Annotated in this window: 12 protein-coding genes; 6 read left to right on the top strand and 6 right to left on the bottom strand. The window is 70.6% G+C overall.

The genetic code is table 11. The annotated features are described in order from the left end of the window. Positions 1–223 precede the first annotated feature (223 nt). A complete protein-coding gene (locus tag H0I76_RS06910) occupies positions 224–670 on the bottom strand; it encodes an iron-sulfur cluster assembly scaffold protein (protein ID WP_200608632.1) in 447 nt (148 codons plus the stop codon). A gap of 107 nt (positions 671–777) precedes the next feature. Here H0I76_RS06910 and hisI point away from each other — a divergent pair, with 107 nt between their 5' ends. Beyond that, entirely contained in the window at positions 778–1,167 is a 390-nt protein-coding gene (gene hisI / locus H0I76_RS06905; protein WP_234455156.1) for a phosphoribosyl-AMP cyclohydrolase, read from the top strand. 132 nt (positions 1,168–1,299) lie between these two features. Here the strand turns inward: hisI and argE are convergent, their stop codons facing one another. Genes argE through rfbF form a run of 4 tightly spaced genes read right to left on the bottom strand, consistent with a single transcriptional unit; the run spans position 1,300 to position 4,818 of the window. After that, positions 1,300–2,457: an acetylornithine deacetylase gene (gene argE / locus H0I76_RS06900; protein ID WP_325166412.1), complete on the bottom strand. Its 1,158-nt coding sequence runs from the start codon at positions 2,455–2,457 to the stop codon at positions 1,300–1,302. Next, positions 2,454–2,996, bottom strand: a complete 543-nt coding sequence (gene rfbC / locus H0I76_RS06895) for a dTDP-4-dehydrorhamnose 3,5-epimerase (protein ID WP_200608628.1) — start codon at positions 2,994–2,996, stop codon at positions 2,454–2,456. The genes argE and rfbC overlap by 4 nt, the downstream gene beginning before the upstream one ends. Continuing rightward, on the bottom strand, positions 2,987–4,051 hold the full coding sequence (rfbG, locus tag H0I76_RS06890) for a CDP-glucose 4,6-dehydratase (RefSeq protein ID WP_200608626.1): 1,065 nt from the start codon (positions 4,049–4,051) through the stop codon (positions 2,987–2,989). The genes rfbC and rfbG overlap by 10 nt, the downstream gene beginning before the upstream one ends. After that, positions 4,048–4,818 (bottom strand): glucose-1-phosphate cytidylyltransferase, encoded by a 771-nt coding sequence (rfbF, locus tag H0I76_RS06885; protein ID WP_200608624.1) that lies wholly within the window; start codon positions 4,816–4,818, stop codon positions 4,048–4,050. Before rfbF ends, rfbG begins: the two co-directional genes overlap by 4 nt. Positions 4,819–4,950: 132 nt before the next feature. Between rfbF and H0I76_RS06880 the strand changes: the two genes are divergently transcribed. The 5 genes from H0I76_RS06880 to H0I76_RS06860 all read left to right on the top strand — a co-directional run bounded on the left by H0I76_RS06880 (position 4,951) and on the right by H0I76_RS06860 (position 17,454). After that, complete coding sequence (locus H0I76_RS06880) at positions 4,951–6,210, top strand: class I SAM-dependent methyltransferase (RefSeq protein ID WP_200608622.1); 1,260 nt, start codon at positions 4,951–4,953, stop codon at positions 6,208–6,210. Between the two features lie 213 nt (positions 6,211–6,423). Next, positions 6,424–8,313, top strand: a complete 1,890-nt coding sequence (locus H0I76_RS06875) for an autotransporter assembly complex protein TamA (RefSeq protein WP_200608620.1) — start codon at positions 6,424–6,426, stop codon at positions 8,311–8,313. Then, positions 8,313–12,881 carry a translocation/assembly module TamB domain-containing protein gene (locus H0I76_RS06870; RefSeq protein WP_200608618.1) on the top strand — a complete coding sequence of 1,523 codons (4,569 nt, stop codon included), beginning with the start codon at positions 8,313–8,315 and terminating at the stop codon, positions 12,879–12,881. Before H0I76_RS06875 ends, H0I76_RS06870 begins: the two co-directional genes overlap by 1 nt. Positions 12,882–13,082: 201 nt before the next feature. After that, the gene (locus H0I76_RS06865) at positions 13,083–14,264 is read left to right on the top strand and encodes an efflux RND transporter periplasmic adaptor subunit (protein WP_200608616.1); all 1,182 of its coding nucleotides are present in this window, start codon (positions 13,083–13,085) and stop codon (positions 14,262–14,264) included. 1 nt (position 14,265) lies between these two features. Then, positions 14,266–17,454: an efflux RND transporter permease subunit gene (locus H0I76_RS06860; protein WP_200608614.1), complete on the top strand. Its 3,189-nt coding sequence runs from the start codon at positions 14,266–14,268 to the stop codon at positions 17,452–17,454. A gap of 106 nt (positions 17,455–17,560) precedes the next feature. Here the strand turns inward: H0I76_RS06860 and H0I76_RS06855 are convergent, their stop codons facing one another. Then, complete coding sequence (locus H0I76_RS06855) at positions 17,561–18,799, bottom strand: LysM peptidoglycan-binding domain-containing protein (protein WP_200608613.1); 1,239 nt, start codon at positions 18,797–18,799, stop codon at positions 17,561–17,563. Positions 18,800–18,818: the final 19 nt, after the last annotated feature.

The raw sequence follows: 18,818 nt of genomic DNA, 5'->3' as shown, positions 1-18,818 counted from the left end.
GAATCCTGCCTCACGCGCCCGATCGTTTCATGTCGGGCCTAGAATTGGATAAGCCGCGCGATTGGGGCTGACAAGCGTCAAGCGGTGATCCGCCCCCGGATGCGTGGCGGATGCGCCTTTTGGACCTACCCCGCGCGGATGCGGCGGGTGGGCGTGAGACGAGCCGGTCGGGAGTGTGGCGCGGAGCGGCGGCGGGGCGAGCGGGAAGAGGACGGTGCGGCGTTCAGGCGGCCGCGGCGGCGTCGATCGCCGCCAGCGTCGCGTCCCACGACAGCAGGATCGAGGCGTGGCGGTTCTTGTAATCGCGCGCCGGGAGCAGCGCCTCGAGCCCATCGAAGGGCGCGTCGGGCACGGGGCCGCCTTGCTTGAGCATGGCGCAAAGCTGGTCGCGGCCGCGCTGGATCTGGTCGCGGCCCAGCCCGATTACCGCCGAGCCCAGCACCGAGGCCGAGGACTGGCCGAGTGCGCAGGCCTTCACGTCCTGGGCGAATCCGGAGACCTTGCCGTCCGCGAGCTTCACGTCGACCGTGACCGTCGAGCCGCAAAGCGGCGAGCGCTTCATGGCCGAGCCCGCCGGTCCCTCGAGCCGCCCGATATGCGGGATATCGGCCGCCAGCGCGAGTATGCGGTCGGAGTAGAGCTTCATCAGGTCCGAGGTGACGGCGGTCATGGGCATGCTCCAAGGCTCGTTGGGGCTAGATAGCGCCTCGGCGCGCCGTGTAAAAGCCCCCGGAAGATCAAAGCGCCCTTGCGGGGGCGCCCAGCAAGGGAAGACCGATGACCCCCGACAGCGACCGCCCGGCCCCGATCGCCTTCGATCCCGCCACCCTTCGCTACGACGCGCGGGGCCTGATCCCCGCGATCGCGCAGGAGGAGGAGACGGGCGCGGTGCTGATGCTTGCCTGGATGAACGCCGACGCCGTCGCCGAGACCCTGGCGACGGGGCGGGTCACCTACTGGTCGCGCTCGCGCCAGTCCTTCTGGCGCAAGGGCGAGAGCTCGGGCCATGTCCAGCGGCTGGTCGAGATGCGCGTCGATTGCGACCGCGACTGCCTGCTATTGATCGTCGACCAGACCGGTCCGGCCTGCCACACCAATCGCCACGCGTGCTTCTACACCGCGATCCGCGAGGGCGCCGAGGTCGAGATCATGTCGCCCGAGGAATGAAGCGCCGCCCCGCTTTCACGCGTGAAAGCGTGACTAAGCGTTTGATATAAAACAGTAACAAGCATGGGCATGTGTCGCGCCATGCACAGGCGTGCTCCACGTGGCGACTTTCACGCTGATGGTGGTGCGGGATCAGAGCCCGGCTTCCAGCCGCTCGACCAGCCGCGCCAGCATCGCGTCGCACCGCCCCAGCTGGTCGCGGCTGACGAACTCGTTGGGCTTGTGGCCCTGGGTCATCGAGCCCGGCCCGCAGATCACGGTGGGAACCCCGAGGCGGGCCGAGAAGAGCCCGCCCTCGGTCCCGAAGGCGACCTTGATCGTCGCGTTGCCGCCGGTCAGGCCCTGCACGAAGCGCACCACCTCGGCCTCGCGCCCGGTGCCGAGGCCGGGGTAGGCGAACAGCTCCTCGAACTCGATCGCCGCCTCGGGCGCATGGCGCCGGGCCCCGGCGACGAGCGCGTCGGCGGCGGCGCGGATCCGGTCCACGATCTCGGCCGCGTCGTCCTCGGCGAGGTTGCGCACCTCCCAGTCCAGCACCGCGCGGTTGGGCACGATGTTGAGTGCAACGCCCCCCTCGATGCGGCCGGCATGCAGGGTGGTGTAGGCGATGTCGTAGTCGCCGTCGCGCGTGCCGGTCGCCTCGATGCGGGCCTGCTCGGCCCGGATCGCGGCCACGAGGTCGCACGCCAGGTGGATCGCGTTGAGGCCGGTCGGAGCCAGCGCCGAATGCGCCTCGCGCCCGCGGCAGGTGGCGCGGATCGCGACCTTGCCCTTGTGGCCCGTGGCGACGGTCATCGACGTCGGCTCGCCGACAATGCAGAAGGTGGGCCTGACCTCGGCCGCGTCGAGCATGTCGATCAGGCTGTGGACGCCGAGGCAGCCCAGTTCCTCGTCATAGGAGAAGGCGAGATGCAGCGGTGCTGCCAGCCGGCGCCCGGCGGCGGCGCGCGCGGCGGCCATGGCGCAGGCGACGAAGCCCTTCATGTCGGCGGTACCGCGGCCATAGAGCAGGCCGTCGCCCTCGGTCAGTTCGAAGGGCGGGCGGGTCCAGTCCTGGCCATCCACCGGCACCACGTCCGTGTGCCCCGACAGCATGACGCCGGGGCGGTCGCCCGGCCCGATCGTGGCGAGGAGATTGGCCTTGTGCCCGCAGGGCGAGGGGATGATGCGTGACTCGATCCCCGCCGCCGCGAGGGTCTCGGCCACCCAGTCGATGAGTTGCCGGTTCGGGTCGCGCGAGACCGTGGGAAAGGCGATGAGCCGCGCGAGAAGGGTTTCGGTCTCGGTCACTTGGCGTCTCCTGCGCCGATCAGAGGGTGGCCGCGGTCGCGGTCCGACAGGACGCGCGGCTCGGCCGGCCAGTCGATCGCCAGCGCCGGGTCGTCCCATCTCAGCCCGCCCTCGGCGCCCGGCGTCCATGGGTGGTCGGTGATGTAGAGCAACTCGGTCCCGGGCTCGAGCGTGATGAAGCCATGGGCGAAGCCCCTGGGGATCAGCACCGCGCGGCGCCCGCCCGGGCTCAGCTCGACCCCGACCCATCGGTGACGGGTGGGGCTGTCCTCGCGCAGGTCGACCGCCACGTCCCAGGCCCGGCCGCGCAGGCAGCGCACCAGCTTGGCCTCGGCATGGGGCGCGTGCTGGAAATGCAGGCCGCGCAGGGTCCCGGCCTCGGCGTTCATCGACTGGCTGATCTGGCTGGGGCGGAAGTCCACGCCCGCCGCGGCGAAGGTCTCGGCGCACCAGAGCCGCGCGAACCAGCCGCGGGCGTCGCCGGCAGGCTCGCCCTCGACCAGCAGGACGTCGGGGATCGCCTGCGGGATCAGTCGCATGTCTCGGCCGTGTCGGACATATAGGCCTCGATCTGGGCCCGGCTGACGGCAGCCATCGCCTTGTCCTTGAGCCAGGCGCGGTACCATTCGGCGGTCCATTCCAGCCCGGCACGTCCGGGCAGCCAGTCGCTCCAGCCGAGGCTGCGGCGCGCGAGCGTGCTGTCGAGCGCGAGCATGCGCGCCTCGACCGAGCCCGGCACCGGCTCGTGCCGCCAGCCGGCGCCGCCGAGCAGTCCCGAGATCGTCTCGGCGGCTTCGGCGACCGTGGTGACGCCCTCGGGGGAGGGGCCGATGTTCAGCGCCGGCAGGTCCTGGCCCGCGGCGAGGGCCTCGAGGTGCAGGAAATAGCCGCACAGGCAGTCGAGCACATGCTGCCAGGGGCGCGTGGCCTCGGGATGGCGCAGGATCACCTCCTCGCCGTCGCGCACGGCGCGCACGATGTCGGGCACGATCCGGTTCTCGGAGAAGTCGCCGCCGCCGATGACGTTGCCCGCGCGCACGGTGGCGAGCGGTGCGCCCGGGAAACTGGCGCGCCAGGATCCGACCAGGATCTCGCATGCGGCCTTGGACGCGGAATAGGGATCCTTGCCGCCCAGCGGGTCGTTTTCGGTGAAGGGGCGGCCGGTGTCGTCGTTGCGGTAGACCTTGTCCGAGGTCACGACCAGCACCGTGGCCTCGGGCGCGTGCGCGCGCAGAGCGAACAGCAGGTTCGCGGTGCCCGAGACGTTGGTCTTCCATGTCTCGACCGGCTCGCGCAGCGAGCGGCGCACCAGCGCCTGGGCCGCCATGTGCAGCACGATGTCGGGCTTTGCGGCGATCACCGCGTCCTCGACTTCCTCGGGCACGCAGAGATCGGCGATGCGGTTGTCCATCTCGCTGCCGATGCCGGCGAGGTCGAAATGGTTGGGCTCGGTCTCGGGCAGTTGGGCGAGGCCATGCACCTCGGCGCCAAGTTGGGCGAGCCAGAGCGCCGCCCAGGACCCCTTGAACCCGGTCTGCCCGGTCAGCAGCACACGCTTGCCGGCCCAGAAGGCGGGATCGGGCAGGCGGCTCATTCCCACACTTTCCACGGCGCGCCCTGCTCCCAGAGCTCCTCGAGCTGGCGCTTGTCGCGCAGCGTGTCCATCGGGCGCCAGAAGCCGGTGTGGCGGAAGGCCATCAGTTCGCCGTCGGCGGCAAGGCCCGTGAGCGGCGCACCCTCGAACGAGGTCGTGTCATCCGCGATCCGGTCGACCACCGAGGGGTGCAGAACGAAGAAGCCGCCATTGATCAGGGCGTTGTCTCCCGGCGGCTTCTCGATGAAGCGCGCGACCCGCTGGCCGTCGAAATCGAGCGCGCCATAGCGCCCGGGCGGCACCACCGCGGTCAGGGTTGCCGCCCGGCCATGGCCGCGGTGGAAGGCCACGAGGGCCGAGATGTCGATATCGCCCACGCCGTCGCCATAGGTCATGCAGAAGGGCTCGTCCGGGTCGAGATACGCGGCGATCCGCCGGAGCCGCCCTCCGGTCATGGTCTCGAGCCCGGTGTCGACCAGCGTGACCCGCCAGGGTTCCGCCGCGGTGGCGTGCCAGCTGAGGGAGCCGTCGCTGAGATCGACCGTCAGGTCCGAGTTGTGCATGCGGTAATTGGCGAAATATTCCTTGATCATGTAGCCCTTGTAGCCACAGCACACGATGAAGTCGGTGATGCCGTGATGGGCGTAGATCTTCATGATGTGCCACAGGATCGGGCGCCCACCGAGCTCGATCATCGGCTTGGGGCGATGATCCGATTCCTCTGCGATCCGCGTGCCGAGCCCGCCTGCCAGAAGCACCGCCTTCATGCGCACATCCCCTCCTGCTGCCGTTCCCTGATAGGGCCCACCGCCCGGCGGTGCAACCGGGCGCGATTGCACCATGCGCGGGGCTTGGCTATCAGGAGCGCCGGAGAGCGCAGCCGAGGCGGAGGGCCGGACATGACGGAGCAGGGGATTCGCACGACCTGCCGCTTCTGCGGGGCGGGGCTCGAGCTGTCGCTTATCGACCTGGGCCGGCAGCCGCTGGCGAACTCCTACCTGCCGGACGACCCGGCCGCGGTGGCGGCCGAGCAGCGCTTTCCGCTGCATGCGCGGGTGTGCCAGTCGTGCTGGCTGGTGCAGCTCGACCACGACGCGCCGGCCGAGAACATCTTCGCGCATGACTATGCCTACCTGTCGAGCTACTCGGATTCCTGGGTCGCCCATGCGGGCCGCTATGCCGAGGCGATGATCGCGCGGTTCGGCCTTGGCCCCGCCAGCCGTGTGATCGAGGTCGCCTCGAACGACGGCTACCTGCTGCGGCATTTCGTCGAAGCGGGGATCCCCGTGCTCGGCGTCGAGCCCGCGGGCCACGCGGCCGAGGTCGCGCGCGGGCGGGGCGTCGATACCCGCGTCGCCTTCTTCAATGCCGAGACCGCGGCCGGGCTGGCGGCCGAGGGCATCCGCGCCGACCTGATCGCCGCCAACAACGTGCTGGCGCATGTGCCCGACATCCGCGGCTTCGTCGCCGGCTTTCCGCTGGTGCTGGCGCCCGAGGGCGTGGTGACGTTCGAGTTCCCGCACCTGCTGAACATGATCGAGCGCGTGCAGTTCGACACGATCTATCACGAGCACTACAGCTACCTCTCGCTCCTGGCGGTCGAGGCGGTGCTGGCCTCGGCCGGGCTGCGGGTCTTCGACGTCGGGGAGTTGCCGACCCATGGGGGATCGCTGCGGGTCTTTGCCTGCCACCAGGCGGCCGCGCATCCCGAGGCCCCGGGCCTAGCAGTGGTGCGGGCGCGCGAGGCGGCGGCGGGGCTGGGCAGCCCGGCACCCTATGCGGGCTTCGCTGCGCGGGCCGAGGCGCTGCGCGCGGGCTTCATGCGATACCTCGCCGAGGCGCGGGCCGCGGGCGCCACCGTCGCGGCCTATGGCGCGGCGGCCAAGGGCAACACCTTCCTGAACTATTGCGGCGTGGGCCGGGCCGAGATCCGCGCCGTGGCCGACCGCAACCCGCAGAAGCAGGGGCGGCTGCTTCCGGGTTCGCATATCCCGATCGTGTCGCCCGAGGCGCTCATCGGCATGAAGCCCGAGCGCGTGGTCATCCTGCCGTGGAACCTCAAGGACGAGATTGCGGCGCAGCTTGCATCGCTGCGGGCGGGGGGCAGCCGCTTCGCGGTGATCGACGCGAGTGCGGGCGGCGGGGTCGCCGAATTCTGACGGCCAACCGGCTGGTGGTGCCGCGGCGCGGCTTGGAGCCGGTTGCGGTTTCCTTCCGGCGCGGGGCGCGCTAACTCTATGGCAGGCGGGACGGCTGCCCGGGGCGCCGCGCAGATATTCGGAACGGGGCGAGTGTTTTCTTCGAGACGCATTTTTCGCGCCATCTTGGCGCTCGCGCTTCTGAGCGCTGCAGCGGGATGCGCGTCCGACCCGTTGTCCGAGCCTATCGAGTTCGCGGAAGCCGAGACCGGGATCGACTACACGCCGGTGCTGAAGGGCGCGCCAAGCGAGCAGATCGCGACGCTGATGGAGGAGTCGCTCCTCGTCTACCGGCGCAAGGACCAGGGTGCGCAAAGCATCGCCTTCCTGCGGCGCAGGGCGCAGGGCGATATCGAGATCGCGCAGAAGATTCTGCGCTCCTACGGCTATTACGGCGCCAATGTCGAGGTCGACGTGCGCGAGGCGGGCGAGGCGGTCGCGGACGACGGGACCGCGACGCAGGACGGCGCGCCGGCCCCGGCGCCCGCCGAGCCGGCACAGCGCCGCCCGCTGAGACCCGGTCCGCGCGATGGCGACGACGCGACGGCAGACACCCGGGACGAACCGAAGGCCCGGCCGCTCGCCATCGCCGAGATCGTGATCGACGCGGGGCCGCCATTCATCCTGTCGCGCCACGACGTGATCCTCAGCGACACCGGCCCCGGCCCGGCGCCCGAACTGCCGCCGGCCGAAACCTTCGGCTCGCCCGTCGGCCGGCCGGCCGAGGCGGCGGCGATCATCGCGTCGGAACGCGCGATGGTGACCCGCCTGCGCAACACCGGGCGACCCTATGCCGAGGGCCGGGGCCGCACCGCGATCGCCGACCGCGAGGAGAAGACGCTGGAGGTCGAAAGCCGGATCGCGACGGGACACGCCTTCAAGTTCGGGCCTATCACCTTCACGGGCGCGCCCGACATCGACGACGACTACATGCTGACCTACCTGCCCTGGACCGAGGGCGACGCCGTCAACACCGCGCAGCTGGCCGAGTTCCAGCGCCGCCTGATGGAGACGCGGCTGTTCCGGTCCGGCACCGTGCGCGTGCCGGACGAGCCGCCCGAAAGCGAGCTTGCGCCGGTGACGGTCACGCTGGAGCAATCGCCGTTCCGCACCGTGCGCGCGGGCGTTCGCTACAACACCGACCAGGGCCCCGGCGTGCGCGCGGGCTTCGAGCACCGAAATCTGTTCGGCGCAAACGAGCAGATCGACATCACGCTCAACGCCGATCTCGACGAGCAGCGGCTGACCAACCGGTTTCGCAAGCCGCAATACCTGCGCGACCAGCAGGACCTGGTCGCGGGGCTCGAGCTGCGGCGGGTCGAGGACGACGCCTATGACGAACTGGGCGGCACGGCGACCATCGGCCTCGAGCGCAAGCTGGGACCGCGCTGGACCATCGGCGCGGGGCTCCTTGGCGAGTACAGCCAGATCACCGACCAGGGCGTGACCAACGACGCGGCGCTGGGCGGCATTCCGTTCTTCGCCGCCTATGACGGCTCGGACAACCTGCTCGATCCGACGACGGGCGAGCGGGTGCGCTTCGACGTCACGCCGTTCGGGGGCGCTTTCGCGGGAAGCCCGACGGCCTTCCTGTCGCTGGATACGCGGGCGTCGGCCTATCGGCGGCTCACCTCGGATGGCGGGCTGGTCTTCGCGATGCACGGGCGGGTCGGATCGATCATCTCCGGTTCGCTCTCGGACGTGCCGCAGACGCGACGGCTCTACTCCGGCGGCGGCGGGTCGGTGCGCGGCTACAAGCTGGACTTCGTCGGGCCGCTCGATTCCTCGGGCGACCCGATCGGCGGCCGGTCGGTGGTCGAGCTGAGCGGCGAGCTGCGCGCCCGGGTCTGGGGCGACCTGAGCCTTGCCGCCTTCGTCGACTCGGGCAGCGTGACGACCGAGATGGCACCGACCTTCAACGACGGCGTGCAGGTCGCGGCGGGCGGCGGAATCCGCTATGCATCGCCCGTGGGGCCGATCCGCATCGATGTGGGCGTCCCGCTGAACCGGCGGCCGGAGGATGACAGCTTCCAGGTCTATATCGCCATCGGACAGGCTTTCTGATGCGTGCGCGCCCGCTGATCGTGATCCTGCTGAGCGCCTGCCTGCTGGCGGGCGGGCCGGCGCTTGCGCAGTTCTCGCTGCTGGGGCTGAAGAACAGCCTCGTGCAGTTCGCGCTCGAGCGCATCAGCGTGCCGGGCGAGCTGGAGATCACCGCCCAGGGCGTCGAGCAGCCCGAGGACGGCACGACCGCGCTGGTGGGAATCGCCCTGGCGGACGCCCAGGGCGTCTGGATGCGGATCGGCTCGCTCTCGCTGCGGTGGAACGCGCGGCGCATCCTGCGCGGTGAGCTCGACATCGAGAGCCTGGTCGCTGCCGATGTCGAGGTGCTGCGTCGGCCGGGCGCCACGCCGGAGGTGAAGGAGGACGCGACCCCCAAGTCGGACCGCGGCCTGTTCGAATGGCCCCGCGCGCCGCTGACCGTGCTGCTGCGCGAGATGCGGCTCGACCGCGTCAAGGTGGCCGAGGGCGTGATCGCCGGGCAGTCGCTGGCCTTCGATGCAACCGGCAACCTGCGCGACGAGGGCGACGAGCAGGCGCTGCGGCTCGAACTCCATCGCACCGACGCGATCGCCGGGCGCATCCTGATCGACTATCTGCGGACCTTCCAGGCGAACACGCTGCGGCTCGACCTCACGGCCGAGGAGGCGGCGGGCGGCATCATGGCCGAGCTCGCGAGCTTCCCCGAGACCAGCGCGAGCCGCGTGGTGGTTACCGCCGACGGCCCGCTGACCGACTGGCAGATGTCGCTCGACGCGACGGCGGAGCAGGTCTTCGACCTCGACGGGCGAGCCGTGGTCGAGGCCACCGGGCGGCTGCTGGTCGACGGCGAGTTCGCGCTGGTCCCGGGCTCGGCCATAAGCCCCGAGGTCGCCAGCGTGCTGGGCGAGCGGGCCGAGTTGGCCTTTCGCGTGGCCGAGGCCGAGGATGGCAGCGGCCTGATCCGGGTCGAGCGCGGCAGCCTCACCTCGCCGCACCTGGCGCTGAACGCGGCCGGAACCTACGAGAAGCCGACGGGCGCCGTCGACCTCGAGGTCAAGCTGCGCGGCGAGGCGGGGCTCGCGGTGCTGGCCGATGGCGTCGACTTCCGGGGGTTCGGCTTCGACGGGCGCGTCGCCGGCGTGATCCCCTCGGATGTCACGGCCGAGGGCAAGCTCGGCCTCGAGGGGTTGCGCACCGAGCCCGCCGATGTCGGGCTCGCCAGCCTTGGCACCAGCGTGAAGGTCGCCGGCGAGCGGATCGATTTCGACGTGAACGGCGCGGTGTCGGGGCTGCGGCTCGATCGGCTGACGCCGGACCTGCTTGGCGAGACCGACCTGCGTGCGGCGGGCAGCTTCGACCAGGGCGTCCTGAGCCTCGACGACCTTGTGCTCGGCTCGCCGCTGATAACCCTGGAGGCGCGGGGGCGGGCCGACACGGGCGCGGGCAATGCCGCACTCGACTACGCGCTGGACGCGCCCCGGCTCGGTCCGGTCGCGGCGGCCTATGACGTCGCGGCCTCGGGCGGGCTCGAGGTGAGCGGGCGGGTCGCGGGGCCGTTCGAGGCGATTGGCATCGACGGCTTCGCGCGGCTTTCGGACCTGGTCTTCGAGGGCGAGGGCTATGGCGCGGTGACCCTCGATCACGATGTCACCATCGTTTCGCCGCCGGCGCCCCCGTCCGGCGGCAAGGCGCCCGAGGGCTCGGTCGAGGGCCGCGTCGCGGTCACCGCCGATGGCTCGCGCTTTGGCCCCGCCGAGATCGCGACCCGGTTCCACCTTGCGGGGCAGAGCCTCGCGCTCGAGGACATGACCGCGACGGCCATGGGCCTGACCGCGGCGGGTGCGGTGGATGTCGCGCTCGACACGACGCTGGCGCAAGGGGGTGTGACGCTGAGCATTCCCGACCTCGGCACGCTCGCGCCCCTGACCGAGCAGGCCGCAGGCGAGCGCCTTGCCGGCGCGCTCGACGGGCAGGTCCGGCTGTCGGCGCCGGCGCGGCGGCAGGATGCCGAGCTCGACCTCGAGCTTGCGCGTTTCGCGGGGTTCGAGGCCGAGGTCGCCCGGGTCGCCATCGCGGGGATGCTGCGCGACGCGCTTGGCGCGCCGGCGGCCGACGTCACGCTGACGGTCGAGGATGCGCGCCACCCGCAGGGAAGCCTGGGGCAGGGCACCGTCGAGGCCGCGCTGGCGGATCTTACCGGGACACCGGGCGGCCGGGTGAGTTTTGCGCTCGAGGATATCGCCGCGTTGGGCGCCGTGACGCTGGCGCGCTTTGACGGGACCGCCGATCTAGCGGACCTGTCGGGTGACCCCTCGGTCGCGACGAGCTTCGAGGCCTCGGGCTTTACCGCCGAGGGCGCCGCGGTGCAGAGCCTGACCGGGCAGGCCGAAGTGAGCGGGCTGAACACGACGCCTGCGGGCCGGCTCGAGACCAAGGCGACCGGGATCGCGGCAAGCGGCGTCGAGGTCGCGAGCGCGCAGCTTGCGGCGACGCTGGATGCCGACGGCACGCTGGACGCGCAGCTCGAGGCGCCCGGGGTGGCGGCCGAGGGGCTGGCCGCCCAGACCGCGAAGGTGACGGCACGCGTCGCGAACGCGCTGAGCGACGCGCCGGTCCTCGATATCCGGGCCGATGTCGCGCGGATCGAGGCCGAGGCACTGACGCTGGCGCCGGTCTCGGCCACGGTGAAGGGGCCGCTTGCAGCGCTCGAACTCGCGGCCGATGCGGCGGGCGAGGCGGCCACGGGCAGGGGCGACCCCAAGCCGGTGTCGCTGCGGCTTCGGGCCGGCGCCGACGTGGCGGGCCCGGAGATCACGGCGCAGGTGCGGGAGGCGCGTGCCGCCCTGGGCGAGGCCGTGGTCGAGCTGCGGGCGCCGCTGGCGATCCGGGTCTCGGACGGCACGACCCGGCTCGAGGGGATCGATCTCGCCCTTCCGGGCGGCGGCCTTGGCGGCACGCTCGGCATCTATCCGGCCGGGATGGGCGGCGCGCTGACGCTTGCCATGGATGATTTCGACGCGCTGGCGCAGGCGCTCGCGGCGCTCGACACGAAGCTGCCGCTGGCCGAGGGACAGCTGGACGCCCGGGCCGAGTTCGACACGCGCGCCGGATCGGCGCGTGCCGACGTGACGCTGTCCGCGCGCGACGTGCATTTCGACAAGGCGGTGGCAGATATCGGCGCTCTCGGCCTCGATGCCGCGGCGCGCTGGGACGGGCGGCGGGCGGATGCCGAGATCGAGCTTTCGGGCCCGTTCGGCGACCCGGTCAGGGTGACCGCCGCCCTGCCGCTGCGCCCGTCGGGCGGGCCGGTGCCCATGGTGCCCGAGGGCGCGCCGATGGACGGCACGCTGAAATGGCAGGGGCGGCTGGGCGATCTCTGGGCGCTGGTGCCGGTGCCCGACCATATCCTCGATGGCGATCTCACGCTCGACATCACGCTGGCGGGGCCGGTGGCAAATCCCGCGATCGGCGGCTCGGTCGCGCTGAGCGGCGGGCAGTACCAGAACCTCGAGACCGGCACGATCCTGACCAACCTGACGATGGGATCGCAGCTCGACGGCGAGGGCGGGATTGTCCTCGAGCTCTCGGCGCGGGACGGTGCCAAGGGGCGGGTAGACTCGCGGATCGAGCTCGACGCCAAGACCATCGACGCGACCCTGACCGCGCGCGAGGCGATCCTGGTGCGCCGCGATGACGTCAGGGCGCAGATCTCGGCCGACATCACCGCCCGCGGGCCGCTGACCGGGCCGGCCGTCAAGGGAACCGTGACGGTCGATCGTGCCGAGGTGCGGCTGGTGGACACCACGCCGCCCTCGGTCGCCGATCTGGGCGAGGTCTACTACAAGGGCGACCCGATCCCCGAGCCGGAGGATCCGGTGGGGCAGAACATCTCGCTCGACGTGCGCGTCGAGGCGCCGGGCAATGTCTTCGTGCGCGGCCGCGGGCTCGACAGCGAGTGGCGGATCGGCCTCGATGTCGGCGGCAGCGCGGCGCGACCCCTGATCGTCGGCTCGATCGATCGCATCCGCGGCCGGCTCGACCTGCTGGGACGCGATTTCAACCTCGAGACAGGCGAGGTCCGTTTCACCGGCGGCAGGAAGATCGACCCGATACTCGACGTCAAGCTGGCGCATGAGCGAGACGGCTTCATCGGCCGGATCGAGGTCACGGGGCCCGCGTCGGACCTCGACATCTCCTTCACGTCGGACCCTGTGGTCCCCGAGGAGGAGGTGCTGCCCCGCACGCTGTTCGGTCGCTCGCGCCAGTCGCTGAGCCCGACCGAGGCCCTGCAACTGGCCAATGCGCTGGCGACCCTGATGAGCGGCTCGGGCGGTTTCGTCGACCGGCTGCGCGGGGCGGTGGGGATCGACGTGCTGCGCATCGACGAGGATGGCGACGGCGACGGCGCGTCGGTGACCGTGGGCAAGAACGTAGCCGATGGTGTCTTCGTCGGGGCGAAGCAGCCGCTCGATGGCGGCTCGGCGACCATTCAGGTCGAGGTGGACGTCTTCGGCGATTTCACTGTCGACGGCGAGGTCAGCCAGGATAATGGCTCGTCGATCGGCATCAACTGGCGTAAGGATTTCTGACGCCGGAAGCGGCGTGCCGAAGAGAGGTGTCCTGCGTCATGCGATGCATGGCGCGCAATTCACCTTTGCGTATGCAGCAAAATTTTTTGCGGTGCGACATAAAGACATTTCCGCAGCGGTTCTCTATATACGCGTCCTACTCCGACCCGACGCAGGCCCGATCCAGCGGCCGACAACGCCAGTTCGATGGGAGACCCCTTCATGCTCGCTCTCGGCCGTCCGGCCTTTTCCATGGGTCGTCATGGTTCGCCGTTCGCGACTCTTGCCGCCACCCTCGCACTTTTCGTCCTGGTTGCAGCATTGCCGGCCGGCGCACAGATGCCGCCGAACCCGCCCGTCGAGGTCGCGCGCCCACTCAGCGACAAGGTGACCGACTACGTCGTCTACACCGGCCGTTTCGAGGCGGTCGAACGCGTCGTGCTGCGCGCGCGCGTCTCGGGCTACCTCGACAGCGTCGGCTTCGAGGACGGCTCGATCGTCGAGAAGGACCAGATCCTTTTCACCATCGACCGGCGGCCGTTCGAAGCGGCGGTGAACCGCGCCGAGGCGGCGCTCGAATCCGCCAAGGCGGGGCGCGAGCTTGCGAAGCTCGAGCTTGACCGCGCGGAGCAGCTGGCCTCGCGCAATGTCGGCACGGTGCAGGAGGTCGACCGGACGCGCGCGACCCTGACCCAGGCCGACGCCAACGTGGCGATTGCCGAGGCCGAGCTGCGCACCGCGCGCCTCGACCTCGAGTTCACCGAGATCCGTGCGCCCTTCACCGGGCGCATCTCGGCGCGCGCCGTCGACCCGGGCAACCTGATCGTTGGCGGCACGACGCAGGCGACCGCGCTGGGAACGCTGGTCAGCATCGACCCGATCCATTTCGAGTTCACCACCTCCGAGGCCGATTATCTGCGCTATCCGCGCGGGAACCGGGTGGCCACGGGCTCGGCCGCGGAGATGCCGAAGATCAAGGTGGGTATCCGGCTGATGAACGAGGACACGTTCCGTCATCCCGGCGTGCTCGAGTTCATCGACAACGAGTTCGACCCCAACTCCGGCACCATCACCGGCCGCGCGTTGGTGGAGAACCCGCAGCACCTCATCCTGCCCGGCGTCTTCGGCCGCGTCCGGGTCCCCGCATCTGAGGCGCATGATGCGCTGCTGATCCCCGACGAGGCGATCATCTCCGACCAGGCGCGCAAGATCGTGATGACCGTGGACGCCGAGGGCAAGGTCGTGCCGAAGCCCGTGGTTCCCGGCCAGCTTCATCGCGGCCTGCGGGTGGTCAACGAGGGCCTGACAGCCGACGACCGGGTGATCGTGGCGGGCGTGCAGCGTGCGCGGCCGGGGCAGGGTGTCACCGCCAACGAGGTGACGATCGAACTGGGAGCCGAGTGAGATGCGCTTCTCGCATTTCTTCATCGACCGGCCGATCTTCGCGACGGTCCTGTCGGTCGTTGCGGTGCTGATGGGACTGGTCAGCTACACCACCCTGCCGGTCGCCCAGTACCCCGACATCGCGCCGCCAACGATCCAGGTGCGCGCCTCGTTCCCCGGCGCTTCGGCCGAGACCGTGGCGGATACCGTCGCCTCGGTGATCGAGCAGGAGGTGAACGGCGTCGAGGGCATGCTCTACATGCTGAGCCAGTCGACCGGCGACGGAAACATGTCGCTGTCGATCACCTTCGCGCTGGGCACCGACATCGACACCGCGCAGGTGCTGGTCCAGAACCGGGTGGCCGCGGCCGAGGCCCGGCTGCCCGAGGAGGTCAGGCGCCTTGGCGTGACCACCGAGAAGTCGTCGCCCGATCTGATGATGGTCATTCACATGCTGTCGCCCGACGGCTCGCGCGACCAGCTCTACATCTCGAACTATGCGCGCACCCAGGTGGTGGACCAGCTGGCCCGCATCGAGGGCGTGGGCCGCGCGACGGTGTTCGCCGAGCGCGCCTACTCGATGCGCGTGTGGCTCGACCCCGATCTGGTCGCGGCGCGCGGGCTGACCGCGGGCGACGTGGTCCAGGCGCTGCGCGCCAACAACGTCCAGGTGGCCTCGGGTATCGTCAACCGCCAGCCGCTGCCGAAGCAGTCGGCCTGGGAGCTGCAGGTCACGACCGAAGGGCGCCTGAAACGGCCCGAGCAGTTCGAGGACGTGGTCGTCGCCACCACGCCCGAGGGCGGTCTGGTGCGCGTGCGCGATATCGGGCGGGTCGAGCTGGGCGCGCAGGACTACGCGATCAACGGCTATCTCGACCGCGACGTGGCGCTGCCCATCGGCGTGTTCCAGCGGCCGGGCTCGAACGCGCTCGAGACCTCGGAAGCGGTTCTGGCCATGATGGAGGAACTGTCGAAGAGCTTCCCCGAGGGCATCGAGTACACGGTCGTCTACAACCCGACCGAGTTCATCCAGGCCTCGATCGACGCAGTGATCACCACGCTGCTCGAGGCGGTGGTGCTGGTGACGCTGGTGATCGTCGTCTTCCTGCAGTCGCTCAGGACCGCGATTATCCCGATCGTCGCGATCCCGGTGTCGCTGATCGGCACCTTCGTGGCGATGCAGGCCTTCGGCTTCTCGCTCAACACCCTTTCGCTGTTCGGGTTGGTGCTGGCGATCGGCATCGTCGTCGACGACGCCATCATCGTGGTCGAGAACGTCGAGCGCTATCTCGAGGAGGGTTTCAGCCCCCGCGAGGCCGCGCACAAGACGATGGACGAGGTCGGCACCGCGCTGATCGCGAGCGTGCTGGTGATGATCGCCGTCTTCGCACCGGTCGCCGCCATCTCGGGCATCTCGGGCCAGTTCTTCCGGCAGTTCGCGCTGACAATCTCGGCCGCGGTGGCGCTTTCGGGCATGGTCTCGCTCACGCTCTCGCCGGCGCTGGCGGCGCTGCTGATGCGCCCGAAGCACCGGGCCGGGCCGGCCGGGCCGCTGGCGCGGCTGTGGGACCTGCTGACTTGGCCGTTCCGGCAGGCGGGTGCGGCCTTCAACTGGGGCTTCGAGCGGATCGCGGGCGGTTATGCCTGGCTGGTGCGGCGGCTGCTTCGCATCATCGTGATGATGCTGGTCGTCTATGGCGGGCTGATCTACCTTGCGGTCGACCGCTTCCAGGCGGCGCCGACGGGTTTCATCCCGCCGCAGGACCAGGGCTATCTGATCACCGTCGTGCAGCTTCCCGCGGGCGCCGCGCTCTCGCGCACCGACGCCGTGGCGCGGAAGGTCTCAGGGATCGCGCTCGAGCATCCGGGTGTTGCACATGCCGTGCCGATCGTCGGGCTCGACGGCGCGACCTTCACCAACGCGCCCAACGCGGCGGCGATCTTCCTGACGCTCAAGCCCTTCGAGTGGCGCGCCGAGGAGGGATACTCGGCCGAGCGCATCCAGGGCGAGTTGATGGGGCAGCTGTTCCCGATCGCCGAGGCGAACATCTTCATCGTGCAGCCCCCGCCGGTGCGCGGCGTGGGCTCGACCGGCGGCTGGAAGATGTATGTCCAGGACCGGCGCGGCCGCGGGCTCGAGGCGCTGGAGGAAGCCGTCTTCGGCATGATGATCCAGGGCAACCAGACCCCGGGGTTGCAGGGCGTCTTCAGCCTCTTCAACACCCGAACGCCGCGGATCTTTGCCGATATCGACCGGGTCAAGGCCGAGCTGATCGGCGTGAGTCCCGAGGCGGTGAACGAGACGCTGGAGATCTATCTCGGCTCGGCCTTCGTCAACGACTTCAACTTCCTGGGCCAGACCTACAGGGTGACGGCACAGGCCGACGGGCCGTTCCGCGATGATCCCTCGGACATCGCCGATCTGCGCACGCGCTCGGCCGCGGGCGAGATGACGCCGATCGGGGCGGTGGCCACGCTGAGCGAGACCACCGGGCCCTGGCGGGTCGCGCGCTACAACCTGTTCCCCGCCGCGGCGGTTCAGGGCGGTGCCGCGCCCGGCGTGTCGACCGGCGACGCGCTGGCGCTGGCCGAGGGTCTGGCCGCGCAGGTGCTGCCGTCGGGCTTCGAGTTCGAATGGACCGAGATGTCGCTGCAGGAGAAGCTGGCCTCGGGCTCGATCACGGTGATCTTCGTTCTGGCGGTGGTGTTCGTGTTCCTCGCGCTGGCGGCGCAGTACGAGAGCTGGCTTTTGCCGCTTGCGGTCATCCTGATCGTGCCGATGTGTCTGCTCGCGGCGATCACGGGCGTGCTCTACCGCGGGATGGACAACAACATCCTCACGCAGATCGGCCTGGTGGTTCTGGTGGGCCTCGCGGCGAAGAACGCGATCCTGATCGTCGAGTTCGCCCGGCAGGCCGAGGAGGATCGCGGGCTGAGCCGTGTCGAGGCGGCGATCGAGGCGGCCCGGTTGCGCCTGCGGCCGATCCTGATGACCTCGTTCGCCTTCATCCTGGGTGTCGTGCCGCTGGTGATCGCCACCGGTGCGGGGGCCGAAATGCGCCAGGCCCTGGGCACGGCGGTGTTCTCGGGCATGCTGGGCGTGACCGCCTTCGGCCTGATCTTCACGCCGCTCTTCTACGTGCTGTGCCGCTGGATCGGCGTCGTCGCGCGCCGCGCCCGCGGTATGGAAAAGGCCGGGCAGGAGGGGTAACCCCTCCGCCCGGCCCCGAACCGCTGGCCGCGCCGGATGTTGCCCGGCGCCGATGGCGCGCGCCTCAAAGCCCCCCAGCTCGGCGCTCGCCCGTCAATCCGCCGCGTCAGCGCGCGGCCAGCCGTCCGATCTCGCGGTGGCGGGCGACGATCTCGTCCCAGCCCCCGTCAAGGCGCATCGCGCCCAGTGCCGCATCGATCGCCTGGATCGCCGCGACAGCGTTCTCGTTCGTCTCCAGCGCCACCGCATGCAGCGTCATCGGCGTCCCCAGCATCTCGGCCCGGACAATGCGGCTGCCGAGGCCCGCGGCTTCGATCTCGGCCTCGGCCACCTCGGTGCTGACCGAGACGGCGTCGACCCGGCCGGCGGCGAGCGCGGCAAAGCAGTCACGCGCCGAGGCGGGCGCCACGCGCTCGACGTTCGGCGCGATCAGCGCCTCGGCGGCGAGATCGCCGTCATAGGCGCCCTCGGGCCGGCAGAGGCGGCGGCCGAACAGCAGCCCCGGATCGGCTGCGAGCGCGGTCTCGTCGTCGGCGCGGAAGTAGAAGCCGATCTCGATCTCGTAGAGCGGCGCGCTGAAGACGAAGTCGCTGCACTGCCACCGGGTCTCGCGATCGAGGAGCGCCGGACGCGCGCAGTCGGGACGCGGCCAGGGATAGGCGATGTCGGCGTCGCCCTGCGGGAGCACCTGGGTGAGATGCGTGCCGCGGTCGTCGTCGAAGGTGATGCCGCCCGCCTGCGCGACGCCCGAGCGGCGCATCGCCTCGGCCAGCAGCTCGGTCATGAGGTCGCCGTTGGGAAGCGACGCGCCGGTGATCGGCCCGAAATCTGCGGCCGCAAGGAGCCGCACCGCATCCGAAGCGGCCGCATCGGATGCAGTTGCCGCGCCGCTGGCCGCAGCCACCTTTGGCGCCACCTGCTTGACGGTGTCGCCGGCCGGCTTCGCCGGGACCATGGCGGGCTGGAAGACGATGCTCGAGCGCGCGGTTTCATCGGTGGCGGAGGAGCCGCCGAGATTCGCCGGGGCGTTCATGCGGGCCAGCGGGCTCGCAGGCGTCTCGCCAAGGCAAGGGATTACGATCCGCTGGCCGACGCGCAGCAGCGACGGGTTCGAGATCACGTCGCGATTCGCGTCGAAGATCGGATTGTAGTCGCCGCGCCCGTAGGCGCGCATGGCGATGGTGCGCAGCGTGTCGCCGGACTGGATGGTGTAGGGCTGGCTGCCGCAGGCGAGGCGCGCAACCTGCGCTGCAGCGTCGCCGGCGTCCAGCACGAGCGCGCCCGCGGCCAGCATTCCAAGCCCGAGCGCCCCTCCGACCGCCCTGTTCAAAGCGGTTGCCGTCATTGTCGTTCCCCCACCTTTA

It is taken from the genome of Thermohalobaculum xanthum, assembly GCF_016623495.1.
Lineage (GTDB): Bacteria > Pseudomonadota > Alphaproteobacteria > Rhodobacterales > Rhodobacteraceae > Thermohalobaculum > Thermohalobaculum xanthum.
Note: the sequence above shows the minus strand (reverse complement) of the source record. Positions and strands in the feature narration are given on the sequence as shown.